Below are 15930 nucleotides of genomic sequence, written 5' to 3'. Positions count from 1 at the left end.
TCAATAATCAAATGCACCTTGCAGCACGCGGGAAAAAAAGTGAGGTTTATAAGGGTTCGTGTGTGTATAGAGTTTAGCGCGACTGCGTTTCACAATTTTTGATTCGCCGGTTTCCATAACCGAAACACTTTCATCAATACGATCTCTGAAGTTCTTTTTATGCAGAGGCTTACCTAAAATTACCTCATACACCGTTTGTAGCTCAGACAGGGTAAACGGTTGGCGAAAGAAAAAGTTAGGCTCTGTGCTGTACCTCGCGCGGTTATACAAACGCTGAAAAGCTTTTTGAATAACCATTTGGTGATCGAAGGGCAGGCTTACCGGTGGTGCGTCGTGAAGAAAATCTGTCACCGCAAACCAGTGTACGTCTGTTAAGGCAAGAGCATGCTCATCGGTGAAGCACAAATAGGGGCAGGAAATACTCCACCCTTGCGGATCCCGGGCTAAATTACCTTCAAATTCTAACTTTGCTGTATAGGACGGGGTAATGCCGGTCTTACTTTTAAGATGACGTAGCAGGGTGTCGTTGAGCGTTTGGTCACTGTGAGGGTCTATGGCGCCCCCAGGTAAAGCAAGGGTGTTAGCGTACACCGCCGCGTTAGCAGGGCGACGCACCAAGGCGACCTGCAATTGCCTTGTGATGATACGAAACAATACCGCATTGATGGTACAAACTGGGCGGGTGATACTGGATTCAGACATAAACGGAATGGGTAGTGAGGTAAGCTGCCACCGAAGGGGTGACGAATCCACGGATATCTTGGTTATTGGATACGGCGTTTCTTACCATGGTTGAACGCACCGGCACATTTTCTGGCACAACCAGTACATCCCAGCGCTGCGTGATGTCATCGGCTTTGTAGAACTTATTCCAGTTCGCTTTGTTATCCGGACCAATAACAAAGCTAAGGTTATCTTTTTCATACCCATTGTTGTGTAAATATGACAACACGTCGAAGGTATACACAGGGACATCGTCTTTGGCAATAAGATGCTCCACACTGAGGGCGTGCACTCGACTGTCATTAATGTCACGCACAAAGGCTTCGGTTAGCGCCACTCTATGAGAGTAGGCGATCATGGATTTGGCAAAGGCGTGTTGATAAGCAGGAATGAGCAATACCCGATCATAACCATTTTCATGGTTTAACACTGTTTTCACAGCATCTAAATGCCCTCGGGTAGGCGGGTTAAAGGCAGAACCCAATATAGCGATGTTCATTGCGTATTCCATTTATAGAGTATTTTAAAGATACTTATTTCGACATTAAAAAGCAACAGAATGACCGTGAATATCCCTGTTTATCATGCATTGTGATAGGCTTTTCTCCGTGTTATTTTTAACTTATCGTTGACTTTAAAGGGTATTGATAGAATACTCGTTAACTATTGTTATAACAGGATGAGACCAAACCCTTGCATCCGCCAACGTCCAACCACAAAAAACGCCATCTTAATCACTCACTTCGAGCGAATGCCATGGCGCGCAACTCCCTATTTAGAAAAAACCTCAACTTTTCTGCCCTCGATAACGACTTCTACAAAATGAACATGTGGCAGTGCTTTATGCACCAATATCCCTATGTGGAAGACGTGGAATATCGTTTTGTGGTGCGAGGTGATACCGACTTACGGCCCTATCGGGCTGAAATTCAGCAAGAATTAGCCAAAATTGAAGGCCTACGATTTACCTCAGGGCAAATTCAATGGCTAGAGCGCATTCCTTGGTATACCAAAGACTTTATTGAATGGGTGAGAATGTGGTCGTATCAAAATCGGTTTTTGCATATCGGTGAAGAAGATGGCCAGTTAGCCATTAGCGCAAAAGGGCCATTGATGCATGTGCATAATTTTGAAATGCCGGTTTTATCAACGGTGGCCGAGGTGTATAACCGCCATAATTACCCAAATAAGAGCTATGAAGATGTTCGCCAGCCTTTATATGAAAAAATAAAATGGTTGCAACAACAGCATAAAAAGCATGATTTAACCGGCCTACAAATAGCCGAATTTGGCACCCGACGACGGTTTAGTTACGAAGCCCAATTTACCGTTATTGATATGCTCAAAAAAATGCTTCCCGATTTTTTCGTGGGCACTTCGAATATGCACCTGGCTAAAGAGTTCGATATTTTGCCTATTGGCACCATGGCCCATGAAATTTTCATGTTGTCTCAGCAAATTGGGGTGCAACTGGTGCATTCCCAAAAACATACGCTAGAAACCTGGGTAAAAGAGTTCCGCGGCCAACTTGGCTATGCGCTAACCGATACCATTGGCATGGATGCCTTTGTTCGCGACTTTGATTTATATTTTGCCAAATTATTCGATGGCTTGAGACATGACTCCGGTGATCCGATAGAATTCGGAGAAAGGGCGATTGAGATGTACAAAAACCTCAATATCGACCCCACAAATAAAACCATAATATTTAGCGATAGCCTGGATTTTAAAACCATGGTGTCGTTGTTTTTACGCTTTCGCGGGCGCATTCGTACATCTTTTGGCATTGGTACGTTTTTATCCAATGATGTGCGTGGTGTGACGCCGTTAAATATTGTGATGAAACTGGTGCGGGTAAATGGCAAACCCGTGGCGAAAATTTCAGATGCGCCGGGTAAGAACCTGTGTGACGATCCCGAATTCGTCAGCTATCTGAAAAAAGTATTTGAAGTAGACTGGGCATAAGGTCACCAATGGCAAATTACACCCGAATAGGCACAGCAGCGCTGCGTCAGATTCCATTTGATTTTAAAGGTAATGTGACGCGGGTTCTCACCGCTATCGAGCGAGCCGTGTCAGCACATATTAATGTTTTGCTGATGCCGGAGCTGGCTTTAACCGGGTATGGTTGTGAAGACAATTTTAACTACCAAGAATTTAATGATGCCACAGAAGCTGCGTTGCAAGATGTGCTAAACGGTCTTCACCGATTGCATCACAAGGCGAAGAGCGGCCAAGATTTACTGGTAGCGATGGGGATGCCGGTTATGTTTCCCGGTGGCCAAGTTTACAATACCACCGCCTTTGTTAGCGCGAAGGGCTTGCATGGCTTTGCCTGTAAGCAGTATTTAGCCCGTAATGGGGTGCATTATGAACCCCGGTGGTTTGAAGCCTGGCCGCGAGGCAAGGTGGTGAATCATCCCCGTTTTAATGTGCCTTTTGGCGATATCGTTATCGACGCTAGAGGGGTGCGAATAGGCATCGAAACCTGTGAAGATGCGTGGGTGGCTAATCGGCCGGGACGGGATCTGTACCATCGTAATGTGGATGTTTTGCTAAACCCCAGTGCTTCCCATTTTGCCGTGGGCAAAAATAAGGTTCGTGAACAGTTTATTAAAGAAGGCTCTCGGGCTTTCGGTGTGGTTTATGCCTACGCCAATTTAGCGGGCACTGAAAACGGCACCAGTATTTTCGATGGTGGGTCAATGATTGCGTCGGAAGGGCAGGTGGTATCTCGCGGCGACCGCTTTAACGTACGTGATGTGGTTATGAACCAAACCTTGGTGAATTTAAGTGCCAATCGGGTGTCGCGTATAAATAGCAGCGAAACCATTATGATTGATGACAATCACGTGGTTTCGGCGCCGCTAACGTTAGCCTTGCCTAGCGACGCCGTACTGGCTGCTCGCAAGTTCGACCGCGTTGACGCTGCCAACGATGAGCTTCCCTTATTTTGGTCCTCATTAAGTGAGGATGATCACAACTATACCGAAATTTGCTATGCGCTGGGCAACGGCTTGTGGGATTGGACCACCCGAACTCATACCCACGGTTATGTGGTGAGTTTATCTGGCGGCGCTGATTCTGCTTTGGTGGCAGCGTCGGTGTATGTGTCTCATTTCGTTGCTCTAGAACAGCTGGGTGTGGCCGATTATCTTGCGGCTTTGCCAGCAAAACTACGAGAGAAGATCGCGCCTGTGTCGCCCGGCGAAGATAAAGTGGCTTGGTTAAAACACAAAGCCATGCCGCAAATATTGGTGTGTTTATATCAGGGCACCAGCAATTCTTCGGATACAACCTTAAACGCGGCAAAATATCTAGCCCAAGAGATAGGCGCCACCTTTTACAGTTGGAATATCGAACCGGTAGTACAGCAATACCATCAACTGGTAAACGAGCTCTACCCTGATAACCCACTGAGTTGGGAAACCGATGATATCGCGTTACAAAATATTCAGGCCCGCAGTCGTAGCCCAGGGGTATGGATGTTGGCAAACCGGGAAAATAAATTGCTTATTGCCACCTCGAATTTATCCGAATCGGCGTTGGGTTATGCCACTATGGATGGCGACACCTCAGGTGTCATTTCTGTTATTGCCGGCATTAATAAAACCACTATTCGTAAAATTAATCAGTGGTTAGAACAAACCGGCTTGCCGCTAACCATGGATGGCGAAAGTGCTCGCCATCGCCTTGAGCAAATGCACCGGGTGAACGTTCAGCAACCCACGGCTGAATTACGGCCAGAAGAGCAAACTGACGAAGCCGATCTGATGCCCTACGTGGTGTGTGATTTTATTATGAATTGCTATCTTGCACGGCAAATGTGGCCCAAAAGCATACTGGTGGAGCTGATGTTAAATGGGTTTGATAAACAACATGACATACGCCAATTAGCAGGGTTTGTGGAACGGTGGTTTACCCTATTTTGCCGCAACCCTTGGAAGCGATATGGCACCAGAGCCGGCTTTCATATTGAACAGGTATCGCTGGATCCTAAAACCTTCCACCGTTTTCCATTACTGAATAATGGCTTTAAAGAGCAGCTTCAGGTTATGTGGAATTTCGTAGACGATATAAAAAGCGATTAATCTCCAGTAGCAAGCCATCACTGGTAAGGCCGACCTTTACCAGTGATATTCGCTTACCAATAAGGTTTGCTGCTGAGTGACCGCTGTTGGTAGGTTAAATTGAACCCGGTTTGCGGCATCACTGTGCACTCGGGAATATTCCACGCCCACTTGCCAATGATCAGACACATCATATCGCCAGTTAACCGTTATGCCATGGCCGTGACTGTTATTTTGGTCATTTTCAAAAATATCATCTTCATCCACATCAAATATATCAACCCGGGCCGAAAACCGATGACGATCTTGGCGGTGGCTTAGCATGGCGTAGAAGGCATCGTACTGGGTGTAAACAAAGTGTTCACCCATTAGGGTGTCACCGGTCATCCACTGCATAATAAACCGGGTTTTGGTTGTTATATTATGTTGCATGGCCAGTGAGTGAAATTTGGTGTGCCAAGCATATAGTCGCTGATCATTAACCGCATTAGGATCGGCTAGGTTGTCGTAGTAATAGTAACGTAACTGAGTTTGACGTAGATAATCCAGATGAAGGCCGACATAGACGCCCCATTTACCATCAATTTCGGTAAAGGGTTCTACCCAATCTGGGTGCCATATCACGTTAGTATCAATAACCGTTGGGTAAGGGGCAAATTGTAAGCGTTCGTGATGCAGGCTTTGGCGGTCGTGCAGCGCAAATCCACGCCATGAAATAATGGAGCCTAAGGGATCATTACCTTTAAAAACGGCGGCACGAAACTCCCAGCTCCACGGACTACGCACGGCCCGTCCCGGTCGATAGAGAATAAATTCAGCGCCGGCGGTACGTAACTCTTCGCCTATCCAGCTGTTAATGGCTGACTGGGAGTAGGTGTATGGCGATAACCAGTTGGTATCCACATTTTCCAATGACATTTCAGGGTAGAAGAACCCCACCCGAGCCCGCCATTTTATGCGACTGGGTAAAAGGGGTTTATAGATAAGTTGAAGCTGGGTAAGACCAAGGTGCTGATCGCCATCGGCATAATAACTGGCGTCTACCTGCACATCAAAAGACGGTACCACGGTATGCTTGATACGCATGACAGTTTGCTGCAATGCCACATCATTATCGTCAAAGCGGGTAACCCCAGTGCCACTTTCAAGCCAGGTGGTAGGAAGGTCGGATTGGTGCCAGACGGCTTGTACTTTACCGCTAAACTCGGTCCCCAATGACGAAACACTGACCGCACACAGCAGCAACATCAACCACTTCATTGCACCGCTCCCTCTACGATACTGGGAGTGGCAGCTGTGGTAAGCCACTCATCAAACTGTTCGGCAGGAAGGGGTCTGGACATATAATAACCTTGGGCTCGGGTACAGCCCACCTCACGTAAATAATCCAATGAGGCTTTATCTTCCACCCCTTCTGCTACTACTTCTAAATGCAAGTTTTTCGCTAACGACACAATGGTATTCACCAAGGTTTTATCATCATTGCTACTGGCCAGTGACAGAACAAAGGCCTTGTCTATTTTAAGTTCATGAACGGGCATATCTTTAAGTTGAGCCATGGACGAATATCCGGTACCAAAATCGTCGATAGAAAGTTTGATCCCCATGCGTTTAAGGGCATTAAGGGCACGAAGAGCATTTTCTGGATCATGCATGATGGCGCTTTCGGTCACTTCCAAGGTGAGATATTTCGCGTCACTGTTGTATTTGCTTAATAAATTACTCACTAGCGTGGGTAAGGTCATATCAATGAGATCCACCGCCGAAATGTTCACTGCCACCGAAATATTGTGGCCTTTTTCTCGCCAGGCTTTTTGTTGTTTTAATGCGGTACGTAAACCCCAATTGGTTACGTTTCGAATGGCGCCGGTTTGCTCTGCAAGGGGAATGAAATCGTCTGGTGAGATGAAACCGTGTTCTGGGTGGATCCAACGCATAAGGCACTCGACGCTGGTAAAGGTATTTGAGGCAATATCTAGCTTCGGTTGATAGTAATACTGAAGTTGCCCTGCTTGCAGCGCGCTTTTTAGCTCTGACATCAGGTTGAGGCGCTGTACTGAATGTTTATTCAGTTGGGCAGAGTATAGGGCGAAACTTTGATGGCTATCTTTACAGTGATACAAGGCAATATCAGCACACTGCATGAGCCCTTGGGCTGTTTCGCCATCTTGGGGGTGTTGAGAAGCCCCAATACTACAGCTAATTTCCAATATTAAGCCTTCAATATTGAAAGGGTGGTCGAACACCGCAGCCACTTTATTGACCACCGATTCTAATTCGGCCTGGGGTAGACAAGTGACAATAAAGCCAAATTCGTCGCCGCCTAAACGGGCAAGAAATCCGGTCATTTCGTTTATGGAATTTAAGCGTTTGGCAATATGCTGTATTAGCAAATCGCCGGTATCATGGCCCACGGTGTCATTAATGTCTTTAAACCGGTCGATATCTAACATTAATACGGCGACGGTGCCGCATGGATTATCCTTTAACGTGGCTTCCAACTGGGTAATAAACTGATTACGGTTGGGAAGGCCGGTAAGGTCGTCATAATAGGCCAGTTGATTGATTTGTTTTTCACGCACCTGAATGCCGGTTTGCATGTCGTTAATAGCCAGCGACAGAGCATCCACTTCAGCGGTACTGGATTCAGGAAAATGGGTAACATGTTTACCCATGCGGATGGAATTAGCTGCTACGGCCAATTTATTTAGTGGCCCGGTAATGCCTCTTGAGAGCATCAGCGCGCCCAATAAAGAGACGAAGCCGGCAAGTAATAACAAGCCAACAAGTTGGAGCTGCATGCTGTTATAGGACAGATAGGCTTTGTCTTCTAACGTGGCAAGAACAATATACACCGGGTCGCTACCGGCAAATCCCACCTGTTTTGAGGTATAGATATAGTTTGCGTCTTCAAGGGTGGCAGTATGTAGGCCAGGGGTATAGTTGAGAGTAAGATTAAAAAAGGCGTTGGACAGGGCCGTAGGCAATGTGGAACTAAGTAAAGGGGCTTCTCGATCAGGTATCAATAAGCTCACGTCCAATTCCGTTAACTTGGCAATATTTTCATTAATTAGCTTTTTGCCATCATAGCCGAGGAATACCCATGCATCTGTGCGCCGGGAGCGTTCAACAAACTTAACCGGCACCCCTTTCATCAAGTACACGCCATCGGCGCCGTCATACCAGCTTAACCCTTGTTCGAGGAAACCATTAAGGTTAGCCGGCACGGGGGCTAAGTCTGAGGTGCTGGTTAGTCGGTGCATACTTTGATCTAGTACCATGAACATATCTGCATCGATACGTTGTTGCTGGTTGCGCATGGCAACGGCCAGTGAATCGGGATCATCCTTGGCAGCAATGTATTGCTTAATGGTGTAGTTACCGGACAAGTTATCGGCAGCCCGGAGTAATAGTTGGGCGTGGTTATTCAGTTTATCTTCCACCACGCTGGCCGAGGTACGGGTTTGGGTGAGTAACTGTTGTGTTGAGTGCGTAAAGGTGGCTGAGCCAACAAGAAGTAGGGTAAAAAGAACAACAAAGGCAATAACTACCAGAAAAAACAGCAGCATTCTGTTGCGTAGTGAATTTAGCGTGGCTTTCATACGTTTACTCATATTGACCAAACTCATCATCAGCATTGTATTGAGAAAAGTCGGGCAATAAGGCTCGAGTTAGCGGTAATCGCAGGGTTTGATTTTTGGTTAACGTGAGTTCTCGACGGAGTATCTCTTGGGGTTCCTGCATACGAGGGTGATAGATCGACAAGGTATAGCTACCAGGGGGAACGACAAATTCACTTTGACCCTTGTCGTCACTGGCTGAAAAATAGGGTGTATCAACCACATAAATATAACCTAACATCCAATCATGAACGTTGCAGCCAAGCTCTACCACGCCCGGGGTATCAAAGGTTAATGGATCCGCTTCGCTGTCTTTATCTAACAAAAGGGCAAAACGTTTGGCGGCAGAAAAAGAGTAAACCTGATGCTTAATGGAATCGGAATTAGGAAAACGAACTTGGGTGTCTTTGCGAACAATGAGAAAGTGAGGTGCAAACTGGCGGTTAATTTGATCCATTACCGCATGGGGCGTGTCAGTGACCGGGGCCGCCCCTTCAGCAGGCGTCAGGCTTACCGCAAACCCAGGTAAGGGCAATCCGGTATTATCCAGTACGGTAACACTTACGGTGACGGGGGGGCTTTGTGCCCTGACCGAAGCCGTTACACATAATCCTGCCAATAATATAATAAGGGGTGTTGCATAATAACGTAGCATATTTGCTGTCCTGCGATGGTAAACCCAAGTAGCGGACAACAAGTTTGTACGTCCATTTGTTAAGGTAGCAGACCGGAGCAAAAGCGCTATTATTACGATAATACCTTTAACGGTGTCACAATACCTAAAATGGTGGCGATAGAATCACAGTTACAGGTGTACTCTATCGCCAATAGTGTTATGTCATGGTAACAAACTCTTCGGCACTGGTGGGGTGGATTGCAATACAGGCGTCAAAGTCAGCCTTGGTTGCGCCCATTTTAATGGCCACACCAAACCCTTGGAGTATTTCATCCATTCCCATTCCAATGCCGTGTAGACCTACCACTTTTTCGTCGTCGCCAGCACAAATAAGCTTCATTTTTGTGGCCTGACGGTGACGGGTGACAGCGGTATACATAGCCGAAAACGACGAGGTATAAACCGTTATGTTCTCTTTGCCATATTGATCTTCGGCTTCAGGTTCGGTAAGGCCAATGGTACCAATTGGTGGGTGGCTAAATACCACGGTTGGAATTTGCTTATAGTCTAAGTGAGCGTCATCTTTGCCATTAAACAAGCGTTCGCTAAGCAGTCGACCCGCTTTTATGGCAACGGGGGTTAATTCGGCATGGCCGGTGACATCGCCAACAGCATAAACACCAGATACATCTGTATTCTGGAATTTATCAACCTGTATATAGCCTTTATTATTGGTTTTTACGCCGGTGTTTTCTAGTCCGATGTTATTGCTAGAAGGTTCGCGGCCAATAGCCCAAATCAACACGTCGGTGTCAATAACTTCACCGGTGGTTAATGAAATGGTCAAACTACCATCTTCGTGTTTTTCAACCTGTTTAACCCCTGATTGCTTGTGCAAGGTTGGCCCCTCATTGTCAATCATCTCAGTAAGAGTCTCGGCAATGAGGGGGTCGAAATGACGCAGAGGGGTATCATGACGAATAATAAGGTCGGTTTTGGTACCCAGACTATGCAGTACACCTGCTAGTTCTACACCAATATAGCCGGCTCCTACTACGACCGCTCGGGCGGGTTGAGACGCGAGGGCAAAGAATCCATCAGAGTCAATGCCATGCTCCGCCCCTGGAATATCCGGGAAGCGTGGGCGACCACCGGTAGCGATAGTAATGTGTGGGGCGGTATATTTTTCGCCATTAATCTCTAGAGTATGATCATCAATAAACTGGGCATAGCCTTTTATCCAGGTCACATCGTGTTTCGCCAGAACTTTGTCGTAAGAAGCATGGATACGTTGAATGTATGCTTGACGATTGGCGACCAGTACTTCCCAGTTAAATTTATTTACCGTAACATCGAAGCCGTAGTCTTCACCGTATTTGTGAATAGCTTCTGCGATATTGGCCCCAAACCACATGGCTTTTTTCGGCACACAACCTACATTTACGCAGGTTCCGCCAATATCTCCGCCTTCAATTAGTGCTACTTTCTTGCCATATTTGGCAGCTCTGTTCGCCGACGCGATACCGCCGCTGCCGCCGCCAATACAAATATAGTCAAACTCGTTCATAGGTTATGTACCACTTTAAAAAAAAATATTTTTGCACACAAACACCTGCATCGCCAAATACAAAAAAGCGAATTGGGTGATATTTAAAATCGAACATACGGCCTGTTAACCGATTATTCGGTGGTGGTTTCTACGGAGGTGTTGCTACTTTCAATTACCGTAGGCTTGATAGTGATAGTAAAACGACGGTTAGGATCCTGTTCAAATTGCACCAGCTTCGCGATGGTACTTTCAGTAAAAACATGATCTTCCGGTAAAATAAGAATATGGCTGTCGTTATAAAGATTATTGGCTAACACCATGCCCGGAACAAGATCACTGGCGCTTAAGGTATTGTCCATATGCTTGGGTAAGCCAATTTCTTTTGCACTAAGTAATAAGTCAAGAAATTCACCGTCGTAACGGGTATTGCGATGCTTTTTCAGTTCTTGTTTTGCCTCAGCCGGTGTCATGGTTTTATCCACAATACGGCCGGTAACGAATCGCCAATAGTCTCGACTGATGGCTAAGATGCGTGCTCCTGGGGGAATTTCCTTGGCAACTTTATTGTAGAGCCCAGAACCGTTCCAATGTTCAAACTGTAAAGCCAGAATGTCAGAGACAGGCTTCATATGTTCTGCGGGGGTTAAAATGGTGGCTGCCTGTTGGGTTTGCGATAAAAACTTTTTTTGTTGCTCGTAGTTTAATGCGCTAAAAGGCGGCGTGAAATCACAGGCTTTTAGGCCAAGGCAGCCAAATTCACAGATTAAGCTGGCATAGCGTATTTTTTTGATTTCAGCGGGATCTAACCCCGCTTTTTGGGCAATAAAAGCAGACAAGTCACTTACTTCAATAGCAAACTTTCCGTCGATATCAGGGTTAATACTGATCACATTAAACAGCACTTGCTCTAACGCTTTATTTTGTTTTTCTATGCGTTGTAAGGCCATCTTGATTTGCTTTGTGCGTTTCACAACGGTTTGCTCTAACACGCCATTGATGTCTTTAAGCTTTTTATTTTGTAAACGGGTAAGCTTTTGCAGACGGGTATTTTCATCTTTAAGGCGTACCCGTTCTAACCCTTCTTCTAAGGTACGAATAAGTTCCTGGTTATCCCACGGCTTTTGCAAATAGCGATGAATTTTACCCTGATTGACGGCTTTAATGGTGGAGTCCATATCGGCGAAGCCCGTTAATACCACCCGAAATGTGTCTGGGTATAAGCTGGCTACCTGTTCTAGTAGTTCAGCACCGGACATGTGGGGCATTTTCATGTCTGAAACCACCACTTGTACGGAATGTTTAGCTAACAATGCCAGGGCTTTTTCACCGCTTTCCGCCAACAACATATTAATATTCATTTTAAACAGAGCGCGTTTGAGTGCACGTAAAATGTTTGGCTCGTCATCGACAAACAGGACGGTGTATCGCGTTTCTGTCTGAGTTTCTGTTTGTTCATTCATAGTTTGTCCTCAACATCGACCTGTTAGATGCTACGGGTAATGTCATTAGGTGTTTGGCTCTGAAAGAGGGCTTTCTGTTGGCGGTGCAGTAATTGGCAACGATAAAGTGAACGTGCTGCCTTTATTTTCTGTACTGGTAACGCTAAGGGTGCCGCCGTGTTCAGCGGCCAGACTCTGGGAAATGGACAGGCCTAAGCCCGTGCCCTTGCCTTCCGGTTTGGTGGTAAAATAAGGGTTAAATACCTTATCGATATGTTCACGTTTGATGCCGATACCAGTATCTGTAATGTGCACAAAAACGTGGGTTTCATCGTGCTTGGTGGTGATTGTAATCAACCCTTGTTTACTGGTTTCTTCAATGGCTTGCCCAGCATTAATGAGCAAATTGGTGAAGATTTGTGTCACTTTCCCCTCGTTAATAAAAACTTGGGGTACGTCGTCTAGGTGCAACTGCTGTTCACAGATGTACTTTAATTGGTTGTTCACCATGCTCAGGGTCGTTTGCATGCAGCCATTGATATCGCACCATTGACGCTCACCAGAATCGATGCGAGAAAAAAGTCGTAGCCCATTTATAATTTCACCCACTCGGGCTAGCCCTTCAGAAGACTCTGCTATTAACGAAACGATGTCCTCACAAATAAATGGAATATCATGCTGCTCGATAAGCGCTTGTAACGAGACATTTGTGAGGGGGGGAGCATTGGGTGTGTTTGCGGAATCAATGAGAGTGCTTATTACCGTTTGGTAGGCTTGAATATAACTGCTAAGGGTAGAAAGATTACTAGAAACAAATCCCACAGGGTTATTAATTTCATGGGCCACACCAGCCGTAATTTCACCAATTGACGCCATTTTTTCCGCTTGTAGAAGCTGGCGCTGGACTTCCTGTAGATCCTGACGTAACGCCGCAATAAGCCGGTCTTTGTGCGCGGATTGCATTGTCAGCCCTTGGATGATTTTGTCTTGGTTAGGCGCTGTCATGTTATCCACGCCTCTTCTTTAGCAATACTGTTTCGTCCGCCATTTAGCGTAATTCCAAATCGTCACAGGTTTTATAAAAGTAGACTGAAATTACTTGGTTGTCTTGGTGAGGAAGCACAATTGGCTTAGCGAGTACTGCGCATGTGAGTAAAACAAAAACAATAGCCCCCCAAATTGGCGTTTGCCAAATGTATTTACGTGCAGGCATAACTGTTATCCTTCAAAGGGCTATGGCGATCATTTGACCGCCATGAACTTGTCAAAAAGCTCGGTAAGAGCATGGTTATCAAACGGTTTTTGCAGCACAGCATCTGCACCTACTTCTAGGGCTCTCTCTAAGCTACAGTTGTCGAGGGCCGATATCACAATAATTTTTACCCCAAGGTATTTCGCTTGTTCGCGGGTAAATTGAATGACGCTGTAACCGTCCATGCCTGGCATGCTTAAATCTAAGGTAATCACCCTAGGGTTGTGCTGACTTAGCATGATCCCAGCCTGAAAGCCGCCGGTGGCAATGAGGGTTTCATAGCCGGCACGACGGGCAATGCGCTGAATCGACTTAGCTACCGGTAATTCATCATCAACAATGAGAATGCAAGGGTTCGCTTCATGCTGCAATTGGGGGGGGATGGGCATGCCGTGTTGTTCAAGAAAGGCGATGAAATCGTCTACCAAAACACGGTTATTGCCTCTGCCGGGTAGTTTAAACCCCTTTAATTTTCCGCTTTCCAGCCAGCGAATTACCGTTCTGAGATTTACATCACAATAAGTGGCAATTTCGCCTGATGTCAGGGTTTTCATAATTTCGTTTCTCCAGCACAACTACGTCAGATTGCATCGATAACAATCATGGCAAATGAATCAAATACGACATTTAAGGCACTTAAACTGTGCATTAAAAATTTTTTCGCTTGCTTTTACTTTTCTTAAATTTCTGTTTTTAAAGGTTTATTACTGAATTTTGCGTAAGGATTAGACGAATTTATAAAGGTATTTTCGTTTGGTAGACGCTATAAAGTAATGACTTTTCATAATTGTAGCGACTTAATGTTGGTCGTCTATTGAACAATAGTAGAGCTTGAGGCGTTTGTTTTTGGCTTAGCCCCACTATTTTTTGACCCTATAAAATTAGAGGTAACCCATGTCTGCTCCAAACACCGTTTTTACCCAGAGTACTGATCTGGATTTGCTGGTGGTGGATGATGAACCCATGGTTCTTAAATCTATCAAGCGAGCCGTAAGACCTGCCGGTTATCGGGTGCATACTGCGCAAAATGGGCGGGAAGCCATGGACATTTTAGCGAATTTCCCCATTGCGGTTGTGCTTACTGATCACCGTATGCCAGGCATGACTGGAGCTGATTTACTCAAATATATTCATGAGTTTTATCCCCAAACCATTACCTTGATGTTAAGTGCCGAAAGCGATTTTTCTATGGCGGTGGGGTTGTTAAACAGCGGACTGGTGAATAAGTACCTCACTAAGCCCTGGAGCAGCAGCCAACTGGTAACAGAAATTGAACAGGCATTTGGCTATTTTAAAGAACGTCGAGAAAACGGATGGCGACACCGTATCACCCAATTATCTACGCAGTTAGAATCAGACACGCCAGCGCAGCCTGAAAATGTAGTGACACTGAACAAAAGTGGCGCATTTGTGGTTGTTAAACTGGTTAATATGGAAGATATCTCCTATAGCCACGGCGGCAGCATAATGGAGCAATTGCTCGATGAAATTGAGCAACAAATACGGGCAATGGTAGGCACGCCCTGTCATTTGCGACAAGACCAGTTTGGCTTGTTCTCATTTCAGTTTCCGCAAAAAGGTAGCGAAAAATTGGAAAACTGGTGTATGTCGTTACGCCAAACGCTGCAAAAAACCTATGTTATTGATAACCGGGCCGTCTATGGTCAAATTGGCGTGGGATTTACCTTGGTCGCAACCCCCCATGTGGATCTAAACACCCTGACTAAAAATCTTGAGTTAACGATTCTTAAAGAAATGCATGCTCGCCAAGTGACCAACTTAGATTGCCTGACCATAGAGCGCTACAAGCGCCAGCAACATATTTGTGCCGATGTGCAAAATGGGTTGGACAACAATCAGTTTAAATTGGCCTATCAGCCTAAGGTAGATCTGCGCACTGGTATGATTAAGGGGGCGGAAATTCTGCTGCGTTGGCAGCATCATCAACTAGGGTGGGTGCCGCCTGCAGAGTTTGTGCGTATTGCTGAGCTTGATGGGCAAATCGAAGCTATCGGTGAGTGGGTGCTCAGACAAAGTGTACGGGCGGTATCTGAATTGGTACGTTTTAGTGAGGACATCCGCAAGATATCCATTAATGTTTCTGCAAAACAGTTACAGAATTTACACATTGTGCATGTATTAAAAGAAGAAATAGCCCGTTATTCAGTTAACCCTGCATGTATTGAGCTTGAGGTCACCGAAACCGCGGTGGCTTCAAACAGTGAATTTGTACGTAATTTACTTTGGCAGCTTAAATTGTTGGGGGTCAATATTGCTATCGATGATTTTGGTGCGGGATTTACCTCTATGTCTTATCTGGCGCGATTACCGGTGGATGTATTAAAGCTCGACAAGTCGCTGGTAGATAATATTGATACAGAAATTAACAGCAAGGAATTAATCCGTAGCTTAATAGACACTTGTAAACGACTGCACATTGAATCCGTTGCTGAAGGGGTCGAAACCAAAGCCGTATTAAACGTGCTTCGTGAATTGGGCTGTGACCAGGTTCAGGGCTTTTATTACAGCAAAGCGGTGCCGCGAGAGGATTTTGAAAAGCTGGTTATTCAACAGCCCTTTCGAACAATGTGCTAATGCCGCTTGTTTTTGTGTCCTGTGATCCCTACATTCACTTACAGGACTTCAATAAGCAAGCGAGAT

General features: G+C 45.7%; 13 protein-coding genes. 3 read left to right on the top strand and 10 right to left on the bottom strand.

Features of this window, described 5'->3' with window-relative positions:
* Positions 1 to 753 carry a hypothetical protein gene (locus KO501_RS03515; RefSeq protein WP_216028271.1) on the bottom strand — a complete coding sequence of 251 codons (753 nt, stop codon included), beginning with the start codon at positions 751 to 753 and terminating at the stop codon, positions 1 to 3.
* Positions 695 to 1222 carry a nicotinate-nicotinamide nucleotide adenylyltransferase gene (locus KO501_RS03510; protein WP_216028270.1) on the bottom strand — a complete coding sequence of 176 codons (528 nt, stop codon included), beginning with the start codon at positions 1220 to 1222 and terminating at the stop codon, positions 695 to 697. The genes KO501_RS03515 and KO501_RS03510 overlap by 59 nt, the downstream gene beginning before the upstream one ends.
* Before the next feature lie 257 nt (positions 1223 to 1479).
* Here KO501_RS03510 and pncB point away from each other — a divergent pair, with 257 nt between their 5' ends.
* Together pncB and nadE are read left to right on the top strand one after the other, a co-directional pair.
* The gene (gene pncB / locus KO501_RS03505) at positions 1480 to 2688 is read left to right on the top strand and encodes a nicotinate phosphoribosyltransferase (protein ID WP_216028269.1); all 1209 of its coding nucleotides are present in this window, start codon (positions 1480 to 1482) and stop codon (positions 2686 to 2688) included.
* A gap of 8 nt (positions 2689 to 2696) precedes the next feature.
* Complete coding sequence (gene nadE / locus KO501_RS03500; RefSeq protein WP_216028268.1) at positions 2697 to 4814, top strand: NAD(+) synthase; 2118 nt, start codon at positions 2697 to 2699, stop codon at positions 4812 to 4814.
* 36 nt (positions 4815 to 4850) lie between these two features.
* On the opposite strand, the gene KO501_RS03495 is transcribed toward nadE, so the two are convergent.
* From KO501_RS03495 to KO501_RS03460, 8 genes are all read right to left on the bottom strand, one after another.
* The gene (locus KO501_RS03495) at positions 4851 to 6053 is read right to left on the bottom strand and encodes a hypothetical protein (protein WP_216028267.1); all 1203 of its coding nucleotides are present in this window, start codon (positions 6051 to 6053) and stop codon (positions 4851 to 4853) included.
* Positions 6050 to 8407 (bottom strand): EAL domain-containing protein, encoded by a 2358-nt coding sequence (locus KO501_RS03490; RefSeq protein WP_252728127.1) that lies wholly within the window; start codon positions 8405 to 8407, stop codon positions 6050 to 6052. Before KO501_RS03490 ends, KO501_RS03495 begins: the two co-directional genes overlap by 4 nt.
* Complete coding sequence (locus KO501_RS03485) at positions 8400 to 9068, bottom strand: methylamine utilization protein (RefSeq protein WP_216028266.1); 669 nt, start codon at positions 9066 to 9068, stop codon at positions 8400 to 8402. The genes KO501_RS03490 and KO501_RS03485 overlap by 8 nt, the downstream gene beginning before the upstream one ends.
* Positions 9069 to 9246: 178 nt before the next feature.
* Positions 9247 to 10596 (bottom strand): glutathione-disulfide reductase, encoded by a 1350-nt coding sequence (gene gorA, locus KO501_RS03480; protein ID WP_216028265.1) that lies wholly within the window; start codon positions 10594 to 10596, stop codon positions 9247 to 9249.
* Between the two features lie 113 nt (positions 10597 to 10709).
* The gene (locus KO501_RS03475) at positions 10710 to 12038 is read right to left on the bottom strand and encodes a response regulator (protein ID WP_216028264.1); all 1329 of its coding nucleotides are present in this window, start codon (positions 12036 to 12038) and stop codon (positions 10710 to 10712) included.
* A 45-nt stretch (positions 12039 to 12083) separates the two neighbouring features.
* On the bottom strand, positions 12084 to 13022 hold the full coding sequence (locus KO501_RS03470) for an ATP-binding protein (protein WP_216028263.1): 939 nt from the start codon (positions 13020 to 13022) through the stop codon (positions 12084 to 12086).
* Between the two features lie 43 nt (positions 13023 to 13065).
* Positions 13066 to 13230, bottom strand: a complete 165-nt coding sequence (locus KO501_RS03465; protein ID WP_216028262.1) for a hypothetical protein — start codon at positions 13228 to 13230, stop codon at positions 13066 to 13068.
* Between the two features lie 29 nt (positions 13231 to 13259).
* A complete protein-coding gene (locus tag KO501_RS03460) occupies positions 13260 to 13823 on the bottom strand; it encodes a response regulator (RefSeq protein ID WP_216028261.1) in 564 nt (187 codons plus the stop codon).
* Between the two features lie 340 nt (positions 13824 to 14163).
* Between KO501_RS03460 and KO501_RS03455 the strand changes: the two genes are divergently transcribed.
* Entirely contained in the window at positions 14164 to 15864 is a 1701-nt protein-coding gene (locus tag KO501_RS03455) for an EAL domain-containing protein (RefSeq protein ID WP_216028260.1), read from the top strand.
* The last annotated feature ends 66 nt before the right edge of the window (positions 15865 to 15930 follow it).

The sequence above is a fragment of the Alteromonas sp. C1M14 genome (genome assembly GCF_018860965.1).
GTDB lineage: Bacteria > Pseudomonadota > Gammaproteobacteria > Enterobacterales > Alteromonadaceae > Alteromonas.
Note: the sequence above shows the minus strand (reverse complement) of the source record. Positions and strands in the feature narration are given on the sequence as shown.